This is a genomic window from Brevibacillus sp. NRS-1366, from assembly GCF_050467985.1.
In genome coordinates this window covers 489,438-514,566 of sequence record NZ_JBITPN010000021.1, presented here as the reverse complement: position 1 = coordinate 514,566, position 25,129 = coordinate 489,438, and the positions used below count along the sequence as shown (strand labels likewise).

The following is a 25,129-nucleotide window of genomic DNA, read 5'->3' as shown; positions in this document are numbered from 1 at the left end:
TCGGTCGAGGACTTATCCACAAATTCTTAGCAATCATGCGTATTCAGTTTTGAAGGAACGAATTGCTTGAAATAAAGCATGATGTAATGTTTCTTTCATACGGAGCTGTGGTGAAGTTGGAGTTCACGCCGGTCTGTCACACCGGAGGTCGCGGGTTCGAGTCCCGTCAGCTCCGCCATTTTTTTAGTCCTCGATAGAGGTTTTTTTATGGCGATTTCTTTCATAGCGTGTGGCTCGGTAGCTCAGTCGGTAGAGCAGAGGACTGAAAATCCTCGTGTCGGCGGTTCGATTCCGTCCCGAGCCACCATGTACGAGCCATTAGCTCAGTTGGTAGAGCATCTGACTTTTAATCAGAGGGTCGAAGGTTCGAGTCCTTCATGGCTCACCAGGATTTACCCCCCAAAAAAAGGGAAGTACATCCTTGCAGCATATTTCAGTGCCTTTCGGGGACCCCACTATTAATAAACTTGCGGACGTAGCTCAATTGGTAGAGCGTCGCCTTGCCAAGGCGAAGGTCGAGGGTTCGAGACCCTTCGTCCGCTCCATTTTAGTTCGTAAACACCACTTGCTATGGGCCAGTGGTGTTTTCCTGCTTTTACCAAGAGAACATTTAAAAGACGTGTCAGCTTGTGGGGTAGCAGCGCTTCTGGTACGATACTTGGAGTGCTGCTCCTACGATGTTGGAGGTTCTATGAAACATAACAAAAGTATTTTGAAAAAAACGACTGTCGTTGACTTTAAGCAAGATGCCGCTTTTTTTGTAGACCGCGGAATGCGCTTTTTGAATCGCTACGACTATGAAAAAGCATTACGGTCATTTCGTCGGGCAATCGAACTTGCGCCCACAAGTGCTGAGTGTCATTGCCATCTGGCAAGCGCGTTAGCGGAAACAGGACAGTTTGAGGCATCGAATGATGTTCTCTATGAGGTTATTGAAAAATGGGATACGTCCATGACGGAAGTGTACTTCTACATGGCGAATAATTATGCCAATCTGGAAGACTTCCAAATGGCCGAAGAGCTAGCTATCCGCTACTTGCAGGAAGATAGCAATGGTCCGTATCGTGAAGAGGCAGAGGAACTGCTTGATTACATTTACTTTGAACTAGACATGCCACCGCGCCATTTCCTTCCGAGCGACAAAGAAGACGTCTACAGCAAGCACGAGCGTGCGAGACGGAGTCTAGAAGAAGGACGTTTTTTAGAAGCGCTTGATATTTTGAAGGAAATCGTCGAGGCGGATCCTGAATTTCTACCTGCTTGGAACAATTTGTCGCTCGCCTACTATTATGTCGGGGACTTTCAAAAAGCGATGAACACGATTGAGAAGACGCTGGAGATGGAAAACGGAAATTTGCATGCGTTGTGCAATTTAGCCGTTTTACTTTCCCATCACAACCATGCCACAGAACTGCTCACATTGATGGACATGCTAAAGAAAGTGGTTCCGTTTCATCCGGAAAACACGTATAAGCTGGCAACTACGATGGGCGTGCTGGGACAGCATGACGAAGCGTACTTCCATTACCAGCGAATGCTGCGTGCAGGGCTGCCACAAGAAGCGTGCACATATCACTATGCGGCCATTTCTGCTTATCTGAGTGGACGTAAAGACCAAGCGCTCCGCTGGTGGCAAAAGGCCAAGCAAATGGACCCAGCAGCAGGTGTGGCCGACCAATACATTCAAATGGTAAAGAACGAACAAGAAGGGGAAACTATAAAACCGATCCCTTATCAATACAATCCGCCACAGCGGGATGTTTCATGGGAACAAGCCTCGTTCACGGGTGTACAGGACTTTAAAACCGATCCAATGATTCGTGCTTCGCTTCTCTGGGCACTGCAGCATGGTCGGGATGAGGTGAAATTTGCGGTTCTACAAACATTGTCGCTTATTGGCGATGATGAGGCTGAAACAGCCGTCCGCCAATTTTATTATCAGACGGACAACCAGCAACTGCAAAAGCTCGCTTTGCTCGCACTCGCAGACATGGGAGCTGCCATGCCAGAGGGAATACCAGAACAGACAGAATGCCGGATTGCCGATGTACATTATGAGGATAGTGTAGAAGTAGGGATCCGCAAACTTATGCTCGCAGAAGGACAAAAAGAAGCAGGAGAATGGTGCTTACGTATATGGAGTAAATATCAGGAGTATGCACAAAACCATGTACAAGTGCGGAAATCAGTAGCATGGGTCGCTGCATTAGAATATGTATACGGAACTGTAAGTAACGAGAAAAAATCGCAAACCTATCTGGCAAAGAAATACGGAATCTCTGTCCATACTGTGGCAAAGTGCGTCAAAGTATTGTCGACACTTGATTTTAAATAGATTATTACATTATAATTAATTTAAACAAGGAAGAGAAACCGTGTCAATCGAGGAGGCAATAGATATGAGCGATCCAAAAATTTATGATGTGATTATCGCTGGAGCCGGACCTGCCGGAATGACGGCTGCTGTATACACATCTCGTGCGAATATGAGTACACTTATGCTGGAGAGAGGGATACCCGGAGGCCAGATGGCTAACACGGAAGATATCGAAAACTACCCAGGATTCAGCTCTATTCTCGGTCCAGATTTGTCTACGAAAATGTTCGAGCACGCACAGCAGTTCGGTGCAGAATACGCATACGGTGAAATTAAAGAAATTCGTGACGAAGAGCCGTACAAGCGTGTCATTGCCGGAGACAAGGAATATCTGGCAAAGTCTGTCATTGTAGCTACAGGAGCAGAACACCGTCTACTGGGCGCTCCAGGTGAAAAAGAACTGTCTGGCCGTGGCGTATCTTATTGCGCGGTGTGTGACGGGGCCTTTTTCCGCAATAAAGAGCTGGTTGTCGTCGGTGGCGGGGATTCTGCGGTGGAGGAAGCTGTGTTCTTGACTCGTTTCGCTTCCAAAGTAACTATCGTTCACCGTCGTGATCAATTCCGTGCACAAAAAATCCTGCAAAAACGTGCGTTTGAAAACGAAAAAATTCACGTTATCTGGGATTCTGCTGTAAAAGAAATCCGTGGTGAAGGCAAAGTACAATCCGTGCTGCTGGAAAACATGAAAACAGGTGAGCAAACCGAGTATCCTACCGACGGCGTGTTTATTTACGTAGGGATGGATCCATTGACTGAGAGCGTACGCCCGCTTGGTATCACGAACGATGCAGGGTATGTCTTGACTGATGAAAAGATGTACACCAAAGTAAAAGGCGTATTCGCAGCTGGGGACGTACGGGAAAAAATGCTCCGCCAGGTTGTAACAGCAACAGGAGACGGTTCGATTGCAGCTCAATCGGCTCAGCACTTCGTAGAAGAGTTGAATGAGAAACTAAAAGAACAAAATGTCACAATCTCTTAATTTGCTTGTAACATAGTTGAAACATTCAAAGGGTAAGATAAAGACAATGAATTGACCCCCTTATCTATATAAACATTGTTGCGTGGCTGGAATTTCAGTCGCGCATCTTTTTTTGTCCAAAACAGCTTGTACAAATTTGTGTGAGTGGATGGAAACGATGGGTTTCAAAAGGGTGCGAATAGGGCAGCCAATATGGTATGCTATTGACAGAATCGTAGGAGGCGAGTTGCGTGACGGAATTGGGAAACGACAAGGCCATTAATCTCCTGATTATTACCGGAATGTCAGGTGCGGGAAAAACAGTTGCTGTTCAGAGCTTGGAGGACTTAGGTTATTTTTGTGTAGATAACTTACCGCCAGTACTGATTCCCAAATTTGCAGAGTTAGTGCAACAATCTGGTGGGGGTATTGAACGGGTCGCACTGGTTATTGATTTACGGGGGCGAGAGTTTTTTGAAAGTCTGTCCGTGACAATCGAAAGCCTGAACCAGATGAACGGACTTTCCTTTCACATCTTGTATCTGGATGCGAGTGACCAAACCCTGGTTTCCCGATACAAAGAAACGCGTCGTCGCCATCCGCTTTCGCCAAATGGTTCACCGCTTGAAGGGATTCACGCTGAGCGTCGCTTATTGCAGGAAATGAAAGGATGGGCGCATCAGATTATCGACACAAGTCAAATGAAGCCAACACAGCTTCGGGAGAAAATTATCAGCCAATATGGACAACATGGATCTCCACTTACAATCAATGTGTTGTCGTTTGGCTTCAAGTATGGGACACCAATTGACGCAGATCTGATGTTTGATGTCCGATTCTTACCAAACCCGCACTACGTAGAGGAGCTGCGCCCGAGAACAGGGTGTGACCCAGAAGTGGCACAATACGTAATGGATCATAAAGAAACCAAAGAGTTTATCGAGAAGCTCACTGATTTTTTGGCGTATACATTGCCGCATTACCAGCGTGAGGGAAAAAGTCAGCTCGTGATCGGAATTGGCTGCACGGGAGGGAAACACCGTTCGGTAGCCATCGCAGAATATCTGGGAGAAACCTTTGGAAAAGATTTTTCGGTACGTGTCAGCCATAGAGACATGGAAAAGACCAAGTAAGCATAGGATGGCAGGAAGAAAACGTACGTTATTACATCAGATCGGGCCACCTATTATGTGTATCAGGGGATAACGAGGTGACATATGCCGACTAAGGGAATGGGGAGGCCGCAGTCAAAACAATTACGGATTGTCGTAATCGGAGGAGGAACAGGTCTATCCGTCCTGTTGCGAGGACTCAAACACGAGCCGGTGCATATTACTGCTATTGTGACTGTCGCTGATGACGGAGGAAGCTCCGGTCGTTTGCGTGAAGAGATGGATATGCTCCCGCCAGGTGACATTCGTAACGTTCTGACTGCTTTGGCCGATACGGAGCCATTGATGGAAAAAGTGATGCAATATCGTTTTTCCACAGGCACGGGATTAGCCGGGCATAATTTGGGAAATCTACTACTTGCAGCAATGAACGAAATTACGGGGGATTTTGTCACCGCAGTCAAAACATTGAGTGGAGTATTAGCTGTTCGGGGAGATGTATTGCCTGCTTCTACTCAATCGATTCGATTGAAAGCGGAAATGACAGACGGATCGCTAGTAATCGGAGAGTCCCAAATACCGCTCACAGGCAAAGAGATTAAGCGGGTTTTCCTCGATCCAGAGGACGCTGTACCACTGAGCGAAGCTTTGCTGGCCATTGCTGACGCCGATGCTATCTTAATTGGACCGGGTAGTTTGTACACGAGTATCTTGCCTAATCTGTTAGTACGCGGGTTGTTTGCAGCAATCAGACGCTCGCAAGCTCCGAAGATCTACATTTGTAATGTGATGACACAGCCGGGAGAGACGGATGGTTTTACTGCCTCCAAGCATGTGAACGTGATGTATGAACACGTGAATGAACCATTTTTAGATACGATCATTGTCAATTCAGCAGAGCTGCCGAACCATGTATTGGAGAAGTATGCAGAAAAGGGAGCAGCTCCTGTCCCATGTGATCTCAAACAGTTGCGCCGCTTAGGATTGCATGTTGTGGCGAAGCCGCTGGTCACATTTGAGGACGGCTACCTAAGGCACGATGCGCATGCGGTTAGCAAACAAGTAGTTGCACTCGTCAAGCGCAGGCGAAAGGTGCTGAAGATAGAGAAGGAGTGAAAGTCAATGTCATTCGCCGCGCATACCAAAAAAGAATTGACCATGCAGGAGGGCAAAGATTGCTGTAGTCTGGCGGAACTGTCAGCATTGATCCGCATGAATGGCAGTCTACAATTTGGAGCCGGACGACTGGTACTGGATGTAACAACGGAAAACGCGGCGATTGCCAGACGTATTTATACGCTGATCAAAAGAATGTTCCATCTCCACGCCGAACTGCTGGTGCGCAAAAAAATGCGGCTGAAAAAAAATAATGTGTACATTGTACGCATTCCGCATAAGGCGAATGAGATTCTGCAAGATTTGGGAATTATGGATAAAAGTCTTTCCTTCATACCCGGGATCGCTCCAGAGATCGTAAAAAAATCTTGCTGCCGGGCTGCCTATTTACGTGGTGCTTTTTTGGCGGGAGGCTCTGTCAATCATCCGGAGGCATCCAGCTATCATCTGGAAATATTCACTTCCTATCAAGATTTTTGCGAAGCATTGACCAAGATCGCCAATCGGTATAAACTAAATGCCAAGTGCATCGAGCGGAAAAAAGGGTATGTTCTCTATATTAAAGAAGGCGAGAAAATCACAGAGTTTTTGAGCCTGATTGGGGCGCACCAGGCACTCCTGTATTTTGAGGATGTCCGAATCGTCAAGGATATGCGTAACTCCGTAAACCGTTTACATAATTGCGAAATCGCCAATATTAATAAAACGGTAAACGCTGCCACCAGGCAAATGGAAAACATCCAGCTTATCGACCAGGAGATAGGCTTAGAGAATCTGCCAAAGCGTCTACGTGAAGTAGCAGAGCTGCGCGTGGCTCATCCCGATATCAATTTGAAGGAATTGGGGGAAATGGTGCCGAGTGGGGTAGTTAGCAAATCCGGAATTAACCACCGCTTGCGAAAAATAAACGAAATCGCTGACAAATTACGAGAAAAACAAAATATTTCGATCTAGATGCATGATATACTATATGATAATAGTCGATGGAGTAAGGAGGTACATTCATGGTTCAACAGCAGGTTGTGGTTGCTTTAAAAACCGGTTTGCAGGCGCGTCCGGCGGCGTTTTTCGTACAAGAGGCCAACCGTTTTGCATCGGAAGTATTTGTAGAGAAAGAAAACAAAAAGGTAAATGCGAAAAGCATCATGGGTATCATGAGCCTCGCAATCAGCTCGGGAACGGAAATTACCATATTAGCAGAAGGGCCGGATGCCTCCCAGGCAGTTACGAGCCTAGTAAACTTGGTAAGCAAAGAGGAATAGTACAAGGATAGACTGCAGGACACTTTCTCCATGAGGAAGTGTCTTTTTTTGTAATGAACACACATTATTTTCCTGTCGACAGGGCATTGCTAATGATTGTAGTGCACGAATAAGGAGGGGAAAAGAATGAGCAACCGTGATGCAAAGCATGAAGGTCGTGATGCTTATGATATGGACATCGACCGTATGATCAATGAAGGCTTGGGCGGGGGCGTCGTCTCTGACCAAAACGGCTTGATCGAAGAGACGAGTGTGGATACGATGGCGGGAGCAAGTTCTGCCGAGCAAGCTCTTGACGACTAAACGATAGCAGGAGGGAACAGTTAGTGGATGTGACTAGAGTACAGGAAATTATCCGCTCCGAGGAAAAGATTCAGGTTCGATATCAAGGGGAGTCTGTCTGGATCGATGACGTAGATGAGGGTACCGCGACTGCGCGGGTTCATACAGAACGCAATCCCGCTCAGAGTGTAACCGTTGACGTGAATCAATTGGTAGAAAAATAAAAAGAAACACCCGGCTCGTTTGTCGGGTGTTTCCCCTTTTTCAAAGAGTATTCATTCTTACTTTTTCGAAGAAGGCTCTGAAGTGATGACTTTGTCAATCAGTCCATACTCTACTGCTTCAGCCGCAGAGAGGAAGTTGTCGCGGTCAGTATCCTTTTGAATGCGCTCCAGTGGCTGCCCAGTGCGTTCGGCCAGGATCGTATTCAAGTGATCGCGCATCTTCAGAATGCGCTTTGCAGCGATCTCAATGTCGCTTGCTTGTCCTTGAGCGCCACCGAGTGGTTGGTGGATCATGACTTCGCTGTTAGGCAGTGCAAAACGCTTGCCTTTCGCTCCAGCAGCGAGCAAGAAAGCACCCATGGAAGCAGCCATTCCGATACAAATCGTGGAGACATCTGGCTTAATAAAGTGCATCGTATCGTAAATCGCCATGCCGGCAGTAATCGAACCACCTGGGCTATTGATGTACAGATGAATGTCTTTCTCCGGATCTTCCGCCTGAAGGAACAACAACTGTGCCACAACAATGTTGGCTACCGTGTCGTTGATTGGGGTTCCCAGAAAGATGATGCGGTCTTTGAGCAGGCGCGAATAAATATCGTAAGCACGTTCACCGCGGTTTGTCTGTTCAATGACGGTTGGAATCAAGTTCATGTGCATCTAGTCTTCCTCCTCTCTTTGTAAGATTAATCATACACAAAAGGTCAGTGAAGGTCAAACACTTAAGTGCATGTCCTCCCTACCATGTTTGCCAAATCCTCACTCCCTAAACCTATTGCAAAAGGAAATGATTTATTCGTCTTCCCAATCAGTTAATTCTACAGCTAGTCGTAGGGCTGCTTTCATCTTTTTCCCTTGAATAATTGTATATTCTTCGATCTGTTTGGTCTGCAATTGATTGATCGCTTCGGCAAGGGCTTGTTTGTCTTTATAGGGTTGAATGGTTAACAGGCACTCCTCGTCACTCGCTTCCTGGTATATCAGATAAAACGGCTCGTTTGCCATCCGAACACCCTCCTTCTTATAGTTATCCACAACTTTATCAACAGGTTGTGCACAAAAACGTTTGTTCGCGGGATATTTAGTAGTCAGCGAAGCATTTTTACATAGTTTGGCATGATTGGCGTTTCTCTTACATAGGAAAAGAATGGGAGAAATAAAGAAGGATATAGTTAATTCGTGTCGAATCTTACATAATTGGTATTCATTTCATTTTGAACAAGGGGTGTTACTTATGCTTCGCAAGGCTTCTGCAATGCTGTTAACTGCTGCTTTGTTGACAGGGAGTGTAGCCGCAACTGCTGCATTCGCACAGACGGCACCAGTACAACAACAAAAGAAAATCACTGTTCAACTGAATGGTAAAGAGTTCCCATTCCCACAAGACATCGTGACTGAAAACGGTGTAGCTTATGTGGATGCGAGCACATTGGCTATTGCTCTTGGTGGTGCTGCAGCTTGGGATACAACGACCAAATCCCTCTTGGTTTCCAAAGACAACAAATACGGACTGCGTATGTACGAAAACAGTAATTTTGCATATAAAAACGGCAAGGAAACAAGAGTAGCGAATCCTCCGCGCCCGATAAAAGGCGGAGTGCTGGTTCCGCTCGTATTTATTGCACAAGAACTGGGTGCAACAGTGACTTATGATGAAAAAACGTGGACGTACCACTTGTCGATTGAAATCAAATCGTAAGAACTTTGGATGAGTCATCCGTTGTAGCACCTTCATCTATTTTCGTATAATAGAAGAAAGAGCAACGGAGAGGGGAACTCGGGCATGCAAGGAAGTACATTTGCCAATGTAGCGTTGTTAATTGGCTTTGTGGCATTGGCAATATACGTTATGTGCAAAGCGTATTCCCAAAAATACAAAAAGTAGTGATAAATTTCCAAAAAGCAGCTACTGTTCCTCGGGAGGTAGCTGTTTTTTACTTGTTGATATGGTAGAAAATAATATTGATGGAGAATGTCATTATTTCTATTGCAAATTTTCTAAAATATTTTACAATAAGATAGTGAATCATAGTTTGCTCGTAAATAAAGAGGGGGATGTTTCGCTATGAAAAAACAGAAAACGCTGTCTATTCTAGCTGCTACGGTAGCACTTGGATCAGTTCTCGCAGGTTGTGGCGGTGGACAAAGTACAGCTCCACAACAAAATAATGGTGGAAGCACAACTCCAGCCCCACAAAGCGGTGGTGGCGGCGGAAGCACAGCGACAGAAAAACTGGTGATTGCGGTAGTAGGACCAATGTCTGGTCAATACTCCGATTATGGCAGCACGGCTAAAGCGGGTGCGGAATACGCGCTGAAAGAAAAGCAAGAAGCATTCAAGCAGCTTGGCTTCGACGTACAGCTCCTGGCTCAAGATGATCAGGCTGACCCGAAACAAGGTGTAGCCGTGGCACAAATGCTTATTTCCAATGCTGACGTAGTCGGTGTTGTCGGTCATGCTACGACAGGCGCTTCGATAACGGCTGCTGCTCAATACGACCAAGAGAAGCTCGTGATGGTTTCTCCTTCCGCTACAGGCTCAGACCTGACGGAGCAAGGCAAAAAGATCGTTCACCGCATTTGCGCGCGTGATGACCAACAAGGTTCCAAGGCAGCCGTTTATGCGAAAAACCAGCTTGGTGTCAAATCAGCGTTCATCATGCATGACAAGGCTGCTTACGGCCAAGGACTGGCTGATGAAGTGAAAAAGCAATTTGAAGCTGACGGTGTACAAATTGTCGGTTATGAAGGCGTAACAGCCGGCGAAAAGGACTACAGCGCCATCATTACCCAAATTCTCGCAAAGAATCCTGAGATGATTTACTTCGGCGGATACTACTCTGACGCGGGTATCATCGTGAAGCAAGCACGTGAAAAAGGCTTCAAGGGAGTATTCATGGGTGGAGACGGTTACGACTCTGCTGACCTGGTGAAAATCGCGGGTGCTGAAAATGCCAATAATGTCGTGTTCACATCGACAGTAGGTGACGTAGGTGCTACAGAGGAAGGTAAAAAGTGGATTACTGACTTCGAATCTTCTACAGGCAACAAAGTCGGGATCTTTACCTCGTTTGGATATGATTCGATGGGCGTCATGCTGAATGGTCTGGAAGAGGCGATCAAAGCAAACGGCGGCAAAAAGCCATCCCGCGAGCAGGTTCTGGACGCCGTTCACAAAACAAAAGATTTCAAAGGTAAATTTGTGAATGTAACCTTTAACGAAAAAGGCGATAACGAGTTCGCTTCTGTATACGTGTACAAGTATGAGAATGGTCAAAAAGTGTACATCGGCGAAGCGAAATAATTCGGTATCATAAAGCCTAAGCCGTTTGGGACATACTACGTTTGGCGTGAAGATCAGCACACAAAGGAAGGGATTCGCATGTCAAACAATCGAAATACCAAAAACGGCGGCAACAAAGGTCACAGCAGCAAGACACAAGAGAGTCAAAAGCAAAAGTCTGAACGTGACCGCAATCTAAACAAACAAGACCCACAATGAAGCTTGGGCCCTGGGGATGACCTTCTCCAGGGCTTTTTCATACAGATAGGAATTTATAAAATTCCTATCCAGTATAAGTGCAATCGCGGCTCCGCCAAAAGGCATGGCGTAGCCAGGTTTTCTAATTGGAAAAGCCCACCCGATTAAGCCGTGCAACATTGCTTGTGGGTGGGCTGATTCCATTTTAGCGGATGCCGTGTTTGGTAGGCAGATTTTTTTCCGGATGACCGTAACCTTGGTGCTGCTTGTTCTTGAGATCTTTCACCTGGGCCTCGTGGATTTTTGCGACAAACTCGCTTGTGCTCATCTTGGTAAAATCCATGTGACACCTCCCTAGAAAATTTGGCATCGCTTTTCTAGGATGACCCATTTTGCTTCTCCACAATCGGTAACGTAATTTCAACGACGGTCCCCTCGTCCTTTTGACTGGTAATTTGGAAGCTGCCGTTGTGATCCTTGATAATTTTGCTGCTGATCATGAGACCGAGTCCAGTTCCATTGTCTTTTGTCGTGAAAAAAGGCTCTCCCAGTTTGGGAATTAGTTCTTCTGGTATACCGCACCCATTGTCTTTCAGCCGGATCAATACGCGATTTTGATCCAGTAAACGAGTGGATACGTGAATTTCACCATGACCTAAAATGGCTTCAATGGAGTTTTTGATGACATTCAGGAAAACTTGCTTGAGCTGATTTTCTTCACCGGCGATAATGGGATTCTCAGGGAAGGAAGTTAGGAAATGAATGTTTTTCAAATTCGCCTCAGACTCCAAAAGCTGCAGAACATTGTTAATTACGTCCACAAGAGAAAGGGATTTGATTTTCACATTTTGTGGCTTGGCCAATACAAGCAGCTCGCTGACGATAAAATTGATTCGATCTAGCTCAGAAAGCATGATGTCAGCATACATCTGCTTGTCCTTCAAAGTCGGATACAGCAATTGGACAAAACCTTTCAAAGCCGTAAGAGGGTTGCGGATTTCATGGGCTATGCCAGCAGCTAATTCTCCAATCATCGAGAGCTTTTCAGCTTTGCGCAGCAAATTTTCGTTATTCCGGCGGTCAGTAATGTCGCGGGAAACGATGATAAACCCGTCGCAATCTCCACTCTTGGTCAAGATAGGGACACCTTTTGATTCCAGCACAATCCAGCTGCCGTTGGCACATAAATAGCGGAACTCACAAGTCTGCGGTTCTTGGGTGGTCATTAGGCGTTTGAAGTGCTGGGTGACCTCTGAACGATCATCAGGATGAACATCAATGAGGGTGATGATCCCTGATTGATTTCGTTTACCGTGAATGCGTTCGTGAGAAGGGGAGAGGTAAATCACATCTCCGTTTTTATCGGCAATCATGATGAAGTCATCCGTGTGTTCAGCGATGATTCTGTGTTTTTCCTCGCTTTTAAGCAACGCGGCCTCTGAGTATTTGCGCTCCATTACATTGCGTGAAACAAGCAAAATATTTTGAACAGCGCCTGATTCATTTACAAACGGTATGCCGCGTACTTCAAATGAGACCCACGTCCCGCTTTTGTCTTGTACCCGGGCTTCAAACTGAACGGGTAATTTTGTAGTTAGAATTTCTTGTTGCTTGGCGAGAAGTAAGGGCTGGTCTTCTGGGTGCAGGAAGTATCGGCCATTTGGTCGAGTATACTCGTCAGGCAAATAGCCGAGCTGTTGTTCAATCGAAGGAGATACATAGCTGAGTTTTAATGAATCGTCGTAAATAGAGACAATGTCCTGGGTGTGATCAATGAGAAGCCTGTACTTGGCTTCTGTTTGCTTGAGGGCTTCTTCTGTTCTTTTGCGATCCGAAATGTCACGGGTAATGCAAGAAGCACCGATAATAAAACCCGTCTCGTCCATGATAGGAGCAGCGGATAATGTTACATCTATCAGGGTACCGTCTTTGCGCTTGCGAATCGTCTCATAATTGGTGATGTGAACCCCCATACTCCTGACTGCTTCGAACAATTGTCTAGTTTCGGGTATCAGTTCATCCGGAATAAAGCAGTAAGGAATGGCACTGACCTCTTCCATCGACCAGCCGTAATAATTTTCAAAAGCCTGGTTCACCAGGATGATGTCGTTATTCATATCGCTAATCGAAATGGAATCTGTCGTGTAATGGAAAAAGGCCTTCAGGATTTGATTGGGAGGCAAGTCACTTGTGTATTCCTGTTTAGAACGCTTTCTTTTCCATCTGAAAGGGGTAGTGGGTTTGTCCATTTGTGTGTCCCCTGCCTTAGGATATTGAGTAGTTTGCGTAACTGCATACGCAAACCGTATATATTCGCCAAAAAGTTCCATTTTCCTATCGGCATTTTTGAAATTGAAAAGTTTGGTTAAAATTCAGGAAGGTTTAAAAATGGGCTCGAAATAGGCTATAATGAAGGGAGAATAGAGAAGGCGGAGGTACGAATCATGACAACAGGCTTTTTTATAGCGGTGGTGATTATTTTCGTCTTTGTCATCGGAATTACGATTATCGTTACGAACAAGGCGTATTCCCGAAAACCGGATGTAATTGATCCCATAAGACCGCTACCGGAAACAACCCAAAAAGAGCTGGATCAATAACGATCATAACGATAAAGCCGAAAGCCTGCGGGATGAACCAAAATCGCAGGCTTTGTTCGTGAATGAAGACCTACAGGAGAAGCTCTCGCATGGAGCTTGTTAATTGATAAGCGATTCGTCCCATTTCCTCAGGGGACTCACGAAAAAGTCCAGTCGTCCATTCGATCAGGAGAATATGCAGCGTGGACGCCAACGACCTTTGCGCATAATAAAGCATTCCTTCTTGCCGACTCGTCCCTCCTTCGTTAGGTCCATTATGAAAAAGCCCCTGGATGTAGTGCTCTACGCTTCTAAAAATAATTTGCCTGATTTTACGGTCTCGGTTCCATATGTTTTCAAGTAAAGAGTCCGGAGTTTGATCCCTCCACATCCGAAACAGCGCCACGTACATCTTTTCTCCTAAAACGTCCTGATCTTCTGGAATACGCCAATATTTCGCATACTGACTGCACAAGTAATCAAATAAAATGTCATCTTTATCCTGATAGTTGCGGTAAAAAGTCTGCCTAGCAAGTCCAGCCTTTCGAGTAATCTCGGTAATGGAGATGAGAGAGTAAGGGTTTTTTTCCATGAGGTGGAGAAGGGCCAGGATGATCCATTCTCGGGACTGCATAGAGCGGGTGCCATGATTCATGGTCAAACGTGACACTTCCTTGCTTTTGTCTATTTTCACGATTGTTTTCCTGAAATCATTTGAAAAAGGGAGAAATCTATATTAGTGTTACAATTGTAACATTTGATCTGCCAGATGTGCATCGGGAGAATTAGTCAGGAGGAGGCAGAAACGGAAGAGCAGAGGTGTATTTTTTTTGAGTGCAAATAAATGATAATGATAATCGTTATTATTTTAAAACGCATAAAGGGGAGAATCAGGTTGCTGAAAAGAGGAAAGATGTCTTTGTTTTTGCTCATGGTCTTGTCGCTCTTGGTGACGGCTTGCGGCAACGAAGCTGGGAGTCCGGCGCAAGCGGCAGGTCAGGCACAAGCGGAACAGACTAGGACGATCACACATGCGATGGGGAAAACCCAAATAACCGGAACTCCAGAGCGAATCGTTGTCTTGACCAATCAAGGAACGGAGAGCTTGCTGGCACTGGGCATCAAACCGGTGGGAGCGGTGAAATCGTGGATCGGAGAACCGTGGTTTGACCATATCAAGGATCAGATGAGCGGTGTAGAGGTCGTGGGCGATGAAGTTCAACCAAACGTTGAATTGATTGCCAGCTTGAAGCCGGATTTGATTCTCGGAACCAAAGTACGCCAGGAAAAAATTTATTCACAGCTCTCAAGCATAGCTCCTACCGTATTTACAGAAAATCTGGGCGACAGTATGATCGAGAACTTTGAATTGTATGGGACGGCGTTGAACAAGGACGAAGAAGCAGCAAAGGTCGTAGCCGATTTTAACAAGATGATTGAGGACACAAAAGCCAAGTTGGGCGAGAAAACAAAAATGACGATCTCGATGGCGCGGTTCCAGCCGAATAAGGCTCGCGTATACTACAAGCAAAATTTCGCCGGCGTCATTTTGGACAAGCTCGGATTCGCACGACCAGATGCACAGAATCAGGACAAGTTCTCTGAAGATATTGCAAAAGAGCAGATGAATGTGTTGGATGGAGATGTCTTTTTCTATTTTGCATCAGACAGAGAAGGCGACACTGGAGCGACGAAGACAGCACAAGAATGGCTCGGTGATCCACTCGCGCAAAATCTGAACGTCACGAAAAAGGGACATACGTATCAGGTGAATGAAGCCATTTGGAATACTGCTGGAGGAATCGAAGCGGCAAAATGGATGATTCAGGATATCGAACAGCGATTTGCTGCAATCAATCCGTAAGAACGCTGCATTTGAGGGAATCAGATGGGGAGCAAGGAAACAAAAAAAGGACTGGAATCATCCAGGCCTTTCGTTTCTTTTCTAATGGTACGCCTGAAGGGAATCGAACCCCCGCACATGGTTCCGGAGACCATTGCTCTATCCACTGAGCTACAGGCGTATAATGGGATACCTATTTATTATATGACAGGTAACTGGCAGATGCAAATGAAAAAAGCGGTGATTTAGTCAATTTTTTCGTTGTGTGTGAAATCTTCAATAAAAGGGGAGGCGGTTGCGAGCTGCAGACCGCTTCTTTTTGCTTCGATTGAAGCAAATGCTATCAGGAAAGAAGGGAATACGCGTGGAATCATTCTTGCGCAGTCGGTATCAAAAATCGGCGGTACTGATTTTAGGAGTCTGTATACTTGTACTGGCCATGATAGCGAGTATTCTGTATGGCTTGCAAAATTTCAAAATCGAGACTGCTGTCCAGTCATTCACTGGCTTCAATGGCAGTACTGAGCATCTCATCATTCAAAATACCCGTGTTCCGCGGGCAATCACAGCAGCCTTTGTCGGGGGGAGCCTGGCTGTCGCGGGTGTCCTATTACAAGCACTCACGCGTAATCCATTAGCCTCGCCCTCGGTGTTTGGAATCAACTCGGGAGCTGCCCTTTTTATCATTCTTGCACTCTTTTTCTTTGGGTCGATCTTTTCGTTCACTGATTTGATGTGGGTAGGATTTGTTGGGGCGGGAATGACCGCTATGATTGTCTATGTGCTCGGGTCAGCCGGGCGGGGAGGGATGTCGCCGGTTAAAGTGACACTATCCGGCGCGGCAGTAGCTGCGTTTGCCTCGTCTTTGACCTCGCTTCTGATGCTGGTAGACAATAAGACGCTGGAGGAGGCGCTCTACTGGCTCATCGGCTCCGTGTCGGGCAGGGATTTGAAGCACGCTGTCATGATCATTCCTTATTTGGTTGGTGGATGGATTTGTGCAGGCATGATGACAGGCTCGCTCAATCTGATGTCTTTGGGGGATGATGTAGCCAAAAGCTTGGGCCAAAGAATCGTCTGGGTAAAGGTAGGGATTGTGCTGGTAGTTGTCCTGCTTGCTGGAGGCTCTGTAGCGCTGACTGGACCTATTGGCTTTGTCGGCATCATCATTCCTCATATCGCCAGGTACTTGGTTGGATTCGATCATCGCTGGATTGTTCCCTACAGCATTGTACTCGGAGCCATTTTTCTCGTCGCAGCTGATTTGATATCGCGGTTTTTGCTGATGCCAAAGGAAGTGCCCGTTGGTGTGGCGACGGCTGTCATCGGTGTGCCGTTCGTTATTGCCATTGTAAGGAGGAGGGCACATGAATAGATATACGGTCGTTCGAAGTCGAAAGCCTCTGTATTCGATTCAAGTGGATAAACGCTCTGTTGTCGTGATAGGTGTATTAGTGTTCCTTCTTGCGGCTGTGATCGTAGCGAGTATTGGGATGGGCAGCATTCGGATACCCGTGTCTGAAGTGTTGAAATCGTTGGTGGGTTTGGGGGACAGTACGTACCAGCTAGTCGTGCTTGATTTACGTTTGCCGCGCATTGTGGTCTCGGTGTTGGTGGGAGCCTCTCTGGCTGTGTCGGGGGCTATTTTGCAAGGGCTTGTACGCAATCCGTTGGTTTCGCCAGATTTGATCGGAACAACAAATGGAGCTACGGCTGCGGCGGTCGCCTTTATTGCTTTTACCAATGGGACCTACAGTATTCACTGGCTTCCGCTCGTAGCGCTGATTGGCGGATTTTTTGCAGCTTCCTTGACCTATATCGCTGCCTGGAAGCATGGACTTTCACCGTTTCGTTTTGCGCTGATCGGTGTCTCCATTTCAATGGCCATGGGTGCCTTGACGATCTTTTTCATGCTCTCTGGTCCGATCTATCTTGCTGGGCAGGCGCTTGGCTGGATGTCTGGCACAGTATATGGGAGCTCGTGGAAGCATGTATTTAGCCTGCTGCCGTGGACGCTTGTTTTTCTCGTGATTACAATAATTCATGCGAGGACACTCAATGCAATGGAATTAGGGGATGATGTAGCGATGGGAGTAGGGGTAAGTGTCGAACGAAAGCGTCTTACATTCGTTGTGATTAGTGTAGCATTGGCAGCGGCAGCAGTAGGAATTGCAGGGGGAATCGGGTTTGTCGGTTTGATGGCGCCGCATATGGCCCGCAAGCTGGTTGGTTCAAGCTACGGCTGCTTGTTGCCAGCTTCAGCACTGCTAGGGGGGCTTTTTGTCCTGCTTGCTGATTTGGCTGCACGCACGCTTTTTGTCCCATTAGATATCCCAGCCGGTGTTTTCACTGCTGCGGTAGGGGCTCCTTTCTTTATGTTCCTGTTGTATCGAAGTCGCCGCACATAAGCCTACATTCATGCAAATGATCCTGCTTCCCTGGGGATCACTTTTTTTGAGTAACTTGATCAATAATTGGCAGGAAAATTGCAAGAAGGAACGAATATAATGAGAATATAGAAAAGTAAGATCGAAATCATCATGAGGGTATAAGGGAGAAGGGGGCGAGCTTCATGAATATGGGACTGGGATTATTTCAAGAACAGACGCTGAAATTAGTGATGACGCCAGAATTACGCCAAGCGATTACCATATTACAGTATTCCGCCGTAGATCTGATCTCCTATTTACAGGAGCAGGCAAATGAAAATCCTGTTATCGACTTAGAAGCGGCTGGAGAAGTGGCTTCGACGAAGGCAGAGAAGCCGACGCCTGAGATTGACTGGAAAGAAATCGTCGGTAATCGTGCTTCAGGTGAATATTCTGTAGCAAAAAATGAAAGCACTTACAATCCTTTGGATTATGTTCAACAAGGCTCTGACACGCTGTATGAGCATTTGGAACGCCAGTTGGGGTATGTCAAAGGCTTTTCACCGCTGCAAAAGCAGATTGCCCTGTTTATCATTGGGAATTTGGACGAAAAGGGATATCTGGAAATTACGCTGGAGGAAGCGAGTGCGACCCTGGAAGCGGAATTGCTGGAGATCGAAGACGTACTTTCCGTATTGCAGCATTTTGATCCGGTCGGTGTAGCTGCACGCAGCTTGGAGGAATGTCTGTTATTGCAATTGGAGCATCTCGCCCTCGATGATGAAAAAATTACCCAGGTCGTTCGGTTCCATTTGCAGGACCTGGCAGATAATCGTTACCAACGGATTGCCGATAAAGTGGGTTGTACCCCGCAAGATGTGCAAACGATGGCAGACCTGGTCCGTACGCTCAATCCACGTCCAGGAGCGGCCTTTTCCCGGTCAGAGACGCGTTATGTCATCCCGGACGTGACAGTCGAAAAAGTAGGGAGCGAGTACGTAGTGCTCGTGAACGACGTCGCGACGCCTCGATTGAAGATCAACAGCTTTTACGAGAAAATGCTGAGCCAGCAAAAGAGTCAAGAAGAAGCGAAGCAGTTTATCCATGAAAAATTGAACGCTGCAATGTGGCTAGCCAAAAGCCTGGAGCAACGCCGGATGACCTTGATGCGCGTAACGCAGGCGATTGTGGAAATGCAGCAAGACTTTTTTGATCGCGGCATTCATTATTTGAAGCCCATGACACAAAAAGAGATCGCCGAGCTCGTCAACCTGCATGAGTCGACGATTAGCCGGGCTACGAGCAACAAGTATGTACAGACTCCACGTGGTATTTTTGAATTGAAATACTTCTTTACCTCGGCACTCTCGACATCCAGCGGGTCATCGACGTCCTCGGAGAGCGTTAAACGCCGAATCAAGTCGCTGATTGAGCAGGAAGATCGAAAAGCTCCCTTGTCAGATCAGAAGCTGGGCGAAATGCTGCTCGCGGAAGGGATTGAAATTTCCCGCCGTACGGTCGCGAAGTACCGGGAAGAGATGCTGATTCCTTCTTCAGCGAAACGAAAGAGGTTTTAACGAATAATGAACGAAGAGCCATTGGAAATTGTATTGTACGGCAGAAAGAAATGTCACCTGTGCGACGAGGTGGAGCTTGCGATCCGCTGCTTGGCAGAAGAGTTCCCCCTCCGCTTGCAACTGGTGGATATTGAAAGGGACGACAAGCTGCATGAGGAAATGATGCTAGAGATTCCGGTTGTCGCCATCGACGGAGAGGTCGTCTTTCGCTCTGTCACGCATGTGGTGACGCTAGAAGAGCTCAGAGAGGAGTTCCTCAAGCGCTCGGTTGGTTAAAAGATTCCCCGAGCGAGAATGGGCTTGGGGGATCTTGAAAGTTTACCATAGATATGCTACATTCAATTTGTAGAGTTTGTTCCTTTTTTTTTGCATCAATTGGGACAAAAAATGTATATGCAGGGACAAAAAATGTCCCTATAAAAAATCAAACACTCAAACAACCAAGGAAGTAAGCACATGCGACATTTACTTGCGCTACAACAAAAGCTAGTGCCAGACCTGATTCCCATTTTGCGGGAAAGATACATGCTGCTGCGTTCCATTTATCATTTGCAGCCGATCGGTCGCAGAGCGCTCGCGCAGGCAATGAATACGACCGAGCGAATCCTGCGAGCCGATGTCGATCTGTTGAAAGACACGGGGTTGCTTCACGTGAATGCTGCAGGCATGACTCTGACAGAAGAAGGACAGCAAGTATTGGACGACATGGAGCCGTTGGTAGGCGAATTGTTCGGTCTGACTGACCTGGCGGAGCGTCTGCAGCTAAAACTGGGCATCGCAGAAGTAATTGTGGTGCAAGGCGATGCGGATCAATCCCCATGGGTGAAGGAGGAGCTGGGACGCGTAGGGGCACGAGTCCTGAAGCAAATCGTTCAAGAAGGGGATATCGTCGCAGTGACGGGAGGCTCCTCAATTGCCAGCGTAGCGAGTCATTTGTCACCATCGGCAGTGTTTAGAACAGTACAGTTTGTACCTGCGCGAGGCGGACTTGGCGAACGAGTCGAGCTGCAGGCCAACACACTGGCCTCAGCCATGGCAGCGAAGACTGGTGCTTCTTACAGGCTTCTACACGTACCAGATCGTCTGCATCCAGAAGCCTTGCAGACACTACTCAAAGAGCCGCAGGTTCAAGATGTACTGTCGCTCCTTTGCAATCCGGGAATCGTCCTGCACGGGATTGGCGATGCTGTGACCATGGCCAAAAGAAGGAACTACTCAGAGGAAGAGCTCGACGAATTGGTTAAAGCAGGAGCTGTATCGGAAGCGTTCGGCTACTACTTTAATGAGGCGGGCGAAATCGTCCAGCGCATGCCGACGATCGGGCTGCAGCTGGAAGAGGTACACAAGGCCAGCGCCGTGCTCTCTATTGCAGGGGGCGAAAGCAAGGCAAAAGCGATCCTTTCCTTTGCCAAACAATCGTGTCAGAATGTACTCATCACAGATGAGGGGGCCGCTCGGTCCCTGATATAACACGATTGTAACGGAAGGAAGTTGATTGTATGTCTATGGCGGCGGTGCTTCCCATTCTGTCGCTGATCGCTGGTATTGTTCTTAGCTTGACGATTGGTTTTCCACTCTCACTAGGAATTGTTTTTGCAATCATGGTGACACTGGTAAGTGTGAGAAGTCTAGGGTATTCCTGGAAACAACAGTTCGCATTCGGCTGGGACGGCGTCAAGCAGACAAAGCCTGTCCTCTTGATCCTTTTCTTTGTCGGATTATTGGTTCCGCTTTTGATGATGGCAGGAACGATCCCGGCGATTATTTACTACGGATTGTCCATCATCAATGTGAACTATTTGCTCGTTCTCGCCTTTCTTTTGACGGCAGCAGTCAGCTATTTGCTGGGGACGTCAGTTGGAACACTCAGTACCATCGGACTTTCTTTGATGGGGATAGCCCACACGGCAGGGATTTCACCAGCAATTGTTGCTGGCGCACTCATCTCAGGAGCGATGGTTGGGGAGAGGTTTTCCCCGATTTCGAGCAGTCGATTGCTGGTGCTGGCCAATGTCGGGATGACAGAAGCGCAGGATGTTAGGACCCGTCGTCCTGCCTTGTTTACGGTCGGGATATGTGCCGTGCTGTTCCTGCTGTTCGATCTGTTTCGCGGGCCAGCGGGATCGACGGATACGATTCCCATGTATCAAGAGCTGTTAGTTAGTCAATTTTCCGTAAATTGGATTCTCGTGTTGCCTCTGATTGCGTTGATCACATCTTTTGCACTACGAGTAAAGGCAGCTGCAGCCTTGGTGTACGGCATTATAGCCAGTGCGGTGCTGGTGGTTATAAAAGGAAATCTGGATGCTAAAACGTTTGTCTCATCCATGCTGAATGGATACGTGCTACATTCGGGGACGCCGCTAGATAAGCTCGTACACGGAGGCGGGATGACTTCGATACTCGGCGTCCTTACGTTGATCATCCTGGCAGGGTTTTTAAACGGCATTTTGAATAAGGCGAACCTCTTGACTCCCATCGTCGACAAGCTGATGGGGGATACAAAAAAACGATGGTGTTGGTAGCCAAGGCATCAGCCTTATCGCTTTTGGTCGTCATCATCAGCTGCAACCAGACGATTCCGATCTTGGTTCTCGGCTCTACACTTCTGGGACGGTTCTCCAAATGGATTGGCGGACGAGAATTGTTGGGCAAGACTATGATGGACTCTACACTCGTGATGCCGGTACTGGTTCCATGGAACGGGCTCGCCATGATGATGGCTGTCACCTTGGGTGTTTCCACCGTACAAACGCTGCCATTCTTATTCTTTTCGTTATTGTTGCCGCTTGTCACGATTCTTTCCACTCTGCGGAAGTCTCCCAAGGGTGGGTTCATAGCCACTGAGAAAAAAGCTAGCTAACGAGCAGGAGGTCTTTTCTATGGTAAAAGTAGGAATTAACGGTTTTGGACGTATTGGACGCAACGTATTTCGCGCAGCTCTAGCCAATCCGAATGTAGAAATCGTGGCGGTTAATGACTTAACAGACGCGCATACGCTTGCTCATCTCTTAAAATATGACTCTGTTCACGGCGTTCTCGATCTGAGCGTAGAAGCAGGTGAAAACACCCTGATTGTGGGCGGAAAAGAAATGAAAGTCCTGGCAGAGCGCGATCCTGCCCAGCTCAAATGGGCTGATTACGGCGTAGAAATCGTCGTGGAGTCAACTGGCCGATTCACCAAGCGTGAGGATGCAGCGAAGCACCTGGAAGGCGGGGCAAAGAAAGTCATCATCTCCGCACCAGCTACAAATGAAGACATTACCGTGGTTATGGGCGTGAATGAAGAAAAGTATGATCCGGCTCAGCATACCGTCATTTCCAATGCATCCTGCACGACCAACTGCCTGGCCCCATACGCCAAAGTGCTGAACGAAAAATTCGGGATCGTACGCGGCCTGATGACGACGGTTCACTCCTATACGAACGACCAGCAAATTCTGGATCTGCCGCACAAAGATTTGCGCCGTGCGCGTGCTGCAGCCGAGAATATTATCCCGACATCGACCGGAGCGGCAAAAGCAGTAGCGCTCGTTCTGCCTGAGCTGAAAGGCAAACTGAATGGCTTCGCGATGCGCGTACCGACGCCAAACGTATCCGTGGTGGACCTGGTCGTTGAGTTGAAAACAAATGCAACCGTAGATGAAATCAACAATGCGCTGAAAGAAGCGGCGGAAGGCCCGCTCAAAGGCATCCTCGGCTACTCGGAAGAGCCGCTGGTATCCTCGGATTACAACGGAAACCCAGCATCCTCGACAATCGATGCTTTGTCCACGATGGTACTGGAAGGCAACATGGCAAAAGTGGTTTCCTGGTACGATAATGAGTGGGGATATTCAAATCGTGTCGTAGACTTGTGTCATTATGTTGCACAGCGCGGCTTCTAACACGTAAAATAGAACTGTTGTGGAAAAAAAGGGAGAGCAATCTCCCTTTTCCCATATCTTTTTTTCGAAAGTAAAAAGCTAATGATTTGGGAGGATCGTTCATGAACAAGAAATCTATCCGCGATGTTGAACTGACAGGCAAGCGCGTTTTCTGCCGTGTCGACTTCAACGTGCCGATGCAGGACGGGGTAATCACCGATGATACGCGCATTCGTGCTGCTGTGCCAACCATCCGTTTTCTGATGGAAGCAGGAGCCAAAGTAATCCTGGCAAGCCATTTTGACCGTCCTAAAGGACAAGTAGTGGAAGAGATGCGTCTGACGCCTGTCGCTAGCCACCTTTCCACGCTGCTTGGTAAACCAGTGCGCAAGCTTGATGATTCCAAGGGAGCAGAAGTAGAAGCGGTCGTAGAACGGATGGAAAACGGTGACGTGATCTTGTTGGAAAATGTTCGCTTCTATGCGGGAGAAGAAAAGAACGATCCAGAACTGGCAAAAAGCTTTGCAGCGTTTGCTGATCTGTTTGTAAATGATGCTTTTGGCGCTGCGCATCGCGCACATGCTTCCACAGCGGGAATCGCCGGGTACATACCTGCAGTAGCAGGATTGTTGATGGAAAAGGAAATTCGCTTCATGGGTGGAGCTCTCACTCATCCGGAGCGCCCGTTTACAGCGATCGTTGGCGGTGCAAAGGTAAAAGATAAAATTGCAGTGATTGAAAATCTTTTGACCAAGGTCGATCATCTGATCATTGGCGGCGGCATGGCAAATACTTTCCTCAAGGCACAAGGGTACGGTATTGGTGCCTCTTTGTGTGAGGATGACAAGCTGGATCTTGCACGCACCTTGATGGAGCAGGCAAAAGAGAGTGGGGTTCAATTGCTGATGCCAGTCGATGTAGTCGTAGCGGACCGGTTTGCCGCTGACGCAGAAAAACAAATTGTCGCGATTGACGCGATTCCAGACGGCTGGATGGCACTCGATATCGGGCCAAAATCTGTGGAGGAATTCCAACGTGTCATTGTGGATTCCCAGACGGTAGTATGGAATGGACCGATGGGTGTCTTTGAAATGGACGCCTTTGCGAAAGGGACGATTGGCGTAGCAAAGGCTATGGCAGAGTGCAAGGGTACGACTATTATCGGAGGCGGCGACTCCGTAGCTGCGGTTGAAAAGGCGGGTGTAGCGGAGCAAATGACCCACATTTCTACCGGTGGCGGAGCTTCGCTGGAATTCATGGAAGGCAAGGAACTGCCTGGCCTGGCAGTACTGACAGATAGCGAATAGGGGGAGAAATCGTGAGAACGCCAATTATCGCGGGGAATTGGAAGATGTTCAAGACGATTGCTGAGGCAAAGGAATTCGCGCAAAATGCCAAAGCAGGCAACACAACGACTGGAGTGCAAAAAGTGATTTGCGCCCCATTTACTGCTTTGCCTGCACTCAGCGAGGTGCTTGCGGGTACAGATATCGCTCTGGGTGCGCAAAACGTGCATTTTGAGGAGCAGGGTGCTTTTACCGGGGAAATCAGCCCGTCCATGCTAAAGGAAATCGGTGTCCAGTATGTCATCATCGGACATTCAGAGCGTCGCCAGTACTTTAATGAAACAGATGAGACCGTAAATAAAAAGGTAGTGGCTGCTTTGAAAGCTGATTTGGTGCCGATTGTGTGCGTGGGAGAGAGTCTGGAACAGCGAGAAGCAGGTGAGACGTCCAGAATCGTGCGTACGCAGACTGAAGCTGCTTTTGCTGGTTTAGAAGCTGCACAGGTGGCTGAGGTCATCATTGCCTACGAACCGATTTGGGCAATTGGCACGGGCAAGTCTTCTACGGCTGAGGATGCAAACGAAACAATCGCAATTATTCGCGGCGTCATTGCTGAGCGGTTCGGTCAGGAGACAGCCGAGCAAGTACGCATCCAGTACGGTGGCAGTGTGAAGCCTGAAAATATCGCCAGCTACATGGCACAGCCAGATATCGACGGCGCATTGGTCGGTGGAGCTAGCCTGGTCGCTGACAGTTATCTGCAGCTCGTAAGCGGAGCATCGCAGCAATAGGAG

27 protein-coding genes and 5 tRNA genes are annotated in these 25,129 nt (G+C 47.5%); 26 read left to right on the top strand and 6 right to left on the bottom strand.

The features are described from left to right. Positions 1-101 precede the first annotated feature (101 nt). From ACIFQN_RS16600 to ACIFQN_RS16545, 12 genes are all read left to right on the top strand, one after another. Positions 102-178, top strand: a tRNA-Asp gene (locus tag ACIFQN_RS16600). A 53-nt stretch (positions 179-231) separates the two neighbouring features. Beyond that, positions 232-307: transfer RNA gene (locus ACIFQN_RS16595), tRNA-Phe, on the top strand. Positions 308-312: 5 nt separating this feature from the next. Further along, a tRNA-Lys gene (locus tag ACIFQN_RS16590) sits at positions 313-388 on the top strand. Positions 389-469: 81 nt separating this feature from the next. Next, positions 470-545: transfer RNA gene (locus ACIFQN_RS16585), tRNA-Gly, on the top strand. 146 nt (positions 546-691) lie between these two features. Continuing rightward, complete coding sequence (locus tag ACIFQN_RS16580) at positions 692-2,335, top strand: tetratricopeptide repeat protein (RefSeq protein ID WP_429834133.1); 1,644 nt, start codon at positions 692-694, stop codon at positions 2,333-2,335. Between the two features lie 64 nt (positions 2,336-2,399). After that, on the top strand, positions 2,400-3,359 hold the full coding sequence (gene trxB, locus ACIFQN_RS16575; RefSeq protein WP_429834132.1) for a thioredoxin-disulfide reductase: 960 nt from the start codon (positions 2,400-2,402) through the stop codon (positions 3,357-3,359). A 230-nt stretch (positions 3,360-3,589) separates the two neighbouring features. Further along, on the top strand, positions 3,590-4,471 hold the full coding sequence (gene rapZ, locus ACIFQN_RS16570; RefSeq protein WP_429834131.1) for an RNase adapter RapZ: 882 nt from the start codon (positions 3,590-3,592) through the stop codon (positions 4,469-4,471). Positions 4,472-4,555: 84 nt separating this feature from the next. Continuing rightward, positions 4,556-5,566, top strand: coding sequence for a gluconeogenesis factor YvcK family protein (locus ACIFQN_RS16565; protein ID WP_429834130.1), 1,011 nt, complete (start codon positions 4,556-4,558; stop codon positions 5,564-5,566). Positions 5,567-5,572: 6 nt separating this feature from the next. Then, the gene (gene whiA / locus ACIFQN_RS16560) at positions 5,573-6,520 is read left to right on the top strand and encodes a DNA-binding protein WhiA (protein WP_429834129.1); all 948 of its coding nucleotides are present in this window, start codon (positions 5,573-5,575) and stop codon (positions 6,518-6,520) included. 50 nt (positions 6,521-6,570) lie between these two features. Further along, a complete protein-coding gene (locus ACIFQN_RS16555; protein WP_289142633.1) occupies positions 6,571-6,828 on the top strand; it encodes an HPr family phosphocarrier protein in 258 nt (85 codons plus the stop codon). Positions 6,829-6,954: 126 nt separating this feature from the next. Continuing rightward, positions 6,955-7,131: a hypothetical protein gene (locus tag ACIFQN_RS16550; protein WP_429834128.1), complete on the top strand. Its 177-nt coding sequence runs from the start codon at positions 6,955-6,957 to the stop codon at positions 7,129-7,131. A gap of 23 nt (positions 7,132-7,154) precedes the next feature. Beyond that, positions 7,155-7,334 carry an H-type small acid-soluble spore protein gene (locus ACIFQN_RS16545; protein ID WP_429834127.1) on the top strand — a complete coding sequence of 60 codons (180 nt, stop codon included), beginning with the start codon at positions 7,155-7,157 and terminating at the stop codon, positions 7,332-7,334. Positions 7,335-7,391: 57 nt separating this feature from the next. Here the strand turns inward: ACIFQN_RS16545 and clpP are convergent, their stop codons facing one another. Together clpP and ACIFQN_RS16535 are read right to left on the bottom strand one after the other, a co-directional pair. Next, positions 7,392-7,994, bottom strand: coding sequence for an ATP-dependent Clp endopeptidase proteolytic subunit ClpP (clpP, locus tag ACIFQN_RS16540; RefSeq protein WP_007720441.1), 603 nt, complete (start codon positions 7,992-7,994; stop codon positions 7,392-7,394). A gap of 132 nt (positions 7,995-8,126) precedes the next feature. Continuing rightward, positions 8,127-8,339 (bottom strand): hypothetical protein, encoded by a 213-nt coding sequence (locus ACIFQN_RS16535; protein ID WP_429834126.1) that lies wholly within the window; start codon positions 8,337-8,339, stop codon positions 8,127-8,129. 229 nt (positions 8,340-8,568) lie between these two features. Here ACIFQN_RS16535 and ACIFQN_RS16530 point away from each other — a divergent pair, with 229 nt between their 5' ends. Beyond that, the gene (locus ACIFQN_RS16530; RefSeq protein ID WP_429834125.1) at positions 8,569-9,033 is read left to right on the top strand and encodes a copper amine oxidase N-terminal domain-containing protein; all 465 of its coding nucleotides are present in this window, start codon (positions 8,569-8,571) and stop codon (positions 9,031-9,033) included. 366 nt (positions 9,034-9,399) lie between these two features. Then, positions 9,400-10,638, top strand: a complete 1,239-nt coding sequence (locus ACIFQN_RS16525) for a branched-chain amino acid ABC transporter substrate-binding protein (RefSeq protein WP_429834124.1) — start codon at positions 9,400-9,402, stop codon at positions 10,636-10,638. Between the two features lie 382 nt (positions 10,639-11,020). Here ACIFQN_RS16525 and ACIFQN_RS16520 read toward each other — a convergent pair whose 3' ends face one another. Together ACIFQN_RS16520 and ACIFQN_RS16515 are read right to left on the bottom strand one after the other, a co-directional pair. Next, positions 11,021-11,158 carry a DUF4023 domain-containing protein gene (locus tag ACIFQN_RS16520; protein WP_429834123.1) on the bottom strand — a complete coding sequence of 46 codons (138 nt, stop codon included), beginning with the start codon at positions 11,156-11,158 and terminating at the stop codon, positions 11,021-11,023. Between the two features lie 34 nt (positions 11,159-11,192). Beyond that, the gene (locus ACIFQN_RS16515; RefSeq protein ID WP_429834122.1) at positions 11,193-13,064 is read right to left on the bottom strand and encodes a PAS domain S-box protein; all 1,872 of its coding nucleotides are present in this window, start codon (positions 13,062-13,064) and stop codon (positions 11,193-11,195) included. Between the two features lie 195 nt (positions 13,065-13,259). Between ACIFQN_RS16515 and ACIFQN_RS16510 the strand changes: the two genes are divergently transcribed. Beyond that, the gene (locus ACIFQN_RS16510) at positions 13,260-13,415 is read left to right on the top strand and encodes a hypothetical protein (RefSeq protein ID WP_429834121.1); all 156 of its coding nucleotides are present in this window, start codon (positions 13,260-13,262) and stop codon (positions 13,413-13,415) included. Between the two features lie 70 nt (positions 13,416-13,485). Here the strand turns inward: ACIFQN_RS16510 and ACIFQN_RS16505 are convergent, their stop codons facing one another. Then, entirely contained in the window at positions 13,486-14,088 is a 603-nt protein-coding gene (locus ACIFQN_RS16505) for a TetR/AcrR family transcriptional regulator (protein WP_429834120.1), read from the bottom strand. A gap of 204 nt (positions 14,089-14,292) precedes the next feature. Here ACIFQN_RS16505 and ACIFQN_RS16500 point away from each other — a divergent pair, with 204 nt between their 5' ends. Continuing rightward, positions 14,293-15,258, top strand: a complete 966-nt coding sequence (locus tag ACIFQN_RS16500) for an ABC transporter substrate-binding protein (protein ID WP_429834150.1) — start codon at positions 14,293-14,295, stop codon at positions 15,256-15,258. A gap of 85 nt (positions 15,259-15,343) precedes the next feature. On the opposite strand, the gene ACIFQN_RS16495 is transcribed toward ACIFQN_RS16500, so the two are convergent. Beyond that, positions 15,344-15,418, bottom strand: a tRNA-Arg gene (locus tag ACIFQN_RS16495). 183 nt (positions 15,419-15,601) lie between these two features. On the opposite strand from ACIFQN_RS16495, the gene ACIFQN_RS16490 reads away from it, so the two are divergent. From ACIFQN_RS16490 to tpiA, 10 genes are all read left to right on the top strand, one after another. Then, complete coding sequence (locus ACIFQN_RS16490) at positions 15,602-16,612, top strand: FecCD family ABC transporter permease (RefSeq protein WP_429834149.1); 1,011 nt, start codon at positions 15,602-15,604, stop codon at positions 16,610-16,612. Further along, a complete protein-coding gene (locus tag ACIFQN_RS16485) occupies positions 16,605-17,645 on the top strand; it encodes a FecCD family ABC transporter permease (RefSeq protein WP_429834119.1) in 1,041 nt (346 codons plus the stop codon). Before ACIFQN_RS16490 ends, ACIFQN_RS16485 begins: the two co-directional genes overlap by 8 nt. Positions 17,646-17,809: 164 nt before the next feature. Further along, entirely contained in the window at positions 17,810-19,183 is a 1,374-nt protein-coding gene (gene rpoN / locus ACIFQN_RS16480) for an RNA polymerase factor sigma-54 (protein ID WP_429834118.1), read from the top strand. A gap of 6 nt (positions 19,184-19,189) precedes the next feature. Further along, positions 19,190-19,459, top strand: a complete 270-nt coding sequence (locus ACIFQN_RS16475; RefSeq protein WP_429834117.1) for a glutaredoxin family protein — start codon at positions 19,190-19,192, stop codon at positions 19,457-19,459. A 180-nt stretch (positions 19,460-19,639) separates the two neighbouring features. Then, the gene (locus tag ACIFQN_RS16470; protein ID WP_429834116.1) at positions 19,640-20,653 is read left to right on the top strand and encodes a sugar-binding transcriptional regulator; all 1,014 of its coding nucleotides are present in this window, start codon (positions 19,640-19,642) and stop codon (positions 20,651-20,653) included. 29 nt (positions 20,654-20,682) lie between these two features. Continuing rightward, complete coding sequence (locus ACIFQN_RS16465) at positions 20,683-21,708, top strand: Na+/H+ antiporter NhaC family protein (protein WP_429834115.1); 1,026 nt, start codon at positions 20,683-20,685, stop codon at positions 21,706-21,708. Further along, the gene (locus ACIFQN_RS16460) at positions 21,696-22,046 is read left to right on the top strand and encodes a hypothetical protein (protein ID WP_429834114.1); all 351 of its coding nucleotides are present in this window, start codon (positions 21,696-21,698) and stop codon (positions 22,044-22,046) included. Before ACIFQN_RS16465 ends, ACIFQN_RS16460 begins: the two co-directional genes overlap by 13 nt. Positions 22,047-22,065: 19 nt before the next feature. Then, positions 22,066-23,070 (top strand): type I glyceraldehyde-3-phosphate dehydrogenase, encoded by a 1,005-nt coding sequence (gene gap / locus ACIFQN_RS16455; RefSeq protein WP_429834113.1) that lies wholly within the window; start codon positions 22,066-22,068, stop codon positions 23,068-23,070. Between the two features lie 101 nt (positions 23,071-23,171). After that, the gene (locus ACIFQN_RS16450) at positions 23,172-24,356 is read left to right on the top strand and encodes a phosphoglycerate kinase (protein WP_429834112.1); all 1,185 of its coding nucleotides are present in this window, start codon (positions 23,172-23,174) and stop codon (positions 24,354-24,356) included. A gap of 11 nt (positions 24,357-24,367) precedes the next feature. Beyond that, complete coding sequence (gene tpiA, locus ACIFQN_RS16445) at positions 24,368-25,126, top strand: triose-phosphate isomerase (protein ID WP_429834111.1); 759 nt, start codon at positions 24,368-24,370, stop codon at positions 25,124-25,126. Positions 25,127-25,129: the final 3 nt, after the last annotated feature.